Here is a 1160-nt window from a genome sequence, read left to right on the forward strand (position 1 = left end):
CAGATATGCCCCGACGTGACCTCTACCCGGGCCGGTGCCGGCCGCTTGGCGACCGAGACATCACATCCCCGTCACGAGGAAGGAACGTCGATCACCATGTCGATCGTCGCGCACACCCGCCCATTCGTCATCGGCGTAGACGCCCACGCCCGAACCCATGCACTCGCCGTGCTGGCCTGCCCGACCGGAGAGGTCCTCGATGAGGCACAGTTCCCAGCGACGACTGCCGGCCTTGCCCGTGCCGTCGCCTGGGTCGCACGCCGCACCGGCGCGGACCTCGACGCGCTCTGGGGCATCGAGGGCGTCGGCACCTACGGCGCCCGCCTGGCGCGTGCAGCTGCCGATGCTGGGTACGCCGTGGCCGAGGCACCACGGATGAACGCTCGCGCCAACCGCGGCGTGGGCAAGTCCGACCCCCTGGACGCTCGCCGGATCGCTCAAGCAGCCCTCCCGCTCGACCACACCCAGCTGCGTCTGCCGCGCACCGACGAGGGAGCCCGGGCCGCCCTGCGGATCCTGATCGCCTCCCGCGACCACATCACCAACGAGCGCACCGCCGCGATCAACGCCCTGATCGCGCTGCTGCGGGTCGTCGACCTGGGGATCGATGCCCGAGGCACCCTCAACACCGGCCGGATCAGCGAGATCGCCGCGTGGCGCGCCCGCGCCGAGGAGCTCTCCATCGGCGTCGCCCGCGCCGAGGCCGTCCGCCTCGCCAAGCGTGTCCGCACAGCCGACAGGGAGCTGGGCGACCTCACCCGCCAGATGACCGCCCTGTTGAACGAGAGCCCCGCCGCGGGCCTGCTGGACCAGCCGGGCATCGGACCCGTCACCGCCGCGATCGCCTACGCTGCGTGGTCGCACCCCGGCCGGATCCGCTCCGAAGCCGCCTTCGCCAGCCTGGCCGGCGTCAACCCCATCCCGGCCTCATCCGGCAACACCGTTCGACACCGCATCAACCGCGGCGGCGACCGACGCCTCAACCGCGCCCTGCACATGGCCGTCGTCACCCGCATGCGCATGGACCCCGAGACCCGCGCCTACGTCGACAAGCGCACCGCGCAGGGGCGCACCCCGCGCGAGATCCGCCGCTCGCTCAAGCGCTACCTCGCCCGTCAGATCTACAGGCAACTCAACGCCACGATCACACCTGCGGCGGC

General features: G+C 72.1%; 1 protein-coding gene. It reads left to right on the forward strand.

Annotated features, from left to right (window positions below; translation table 11 throughout):
- Nucleotides 1-96: 96 nt before the first annotated feature.
- Nucleotides 97-1160 (forward strand): IS110 family RNA-guided transposase (locus FH969_RS14990; protein ID WP_139988013.1); only part of this gene is annotated, 1064 nt, incomplete at its 3' end.

The organism is Miniimonas arenae (assembly GCF_006351005.1).
Lineage (GTDB): Bacteria > Actinomycetota > Actinomycetes > Actinomycetales > Beutenbergiaceae > Miniimonas > Miniimonas arenae.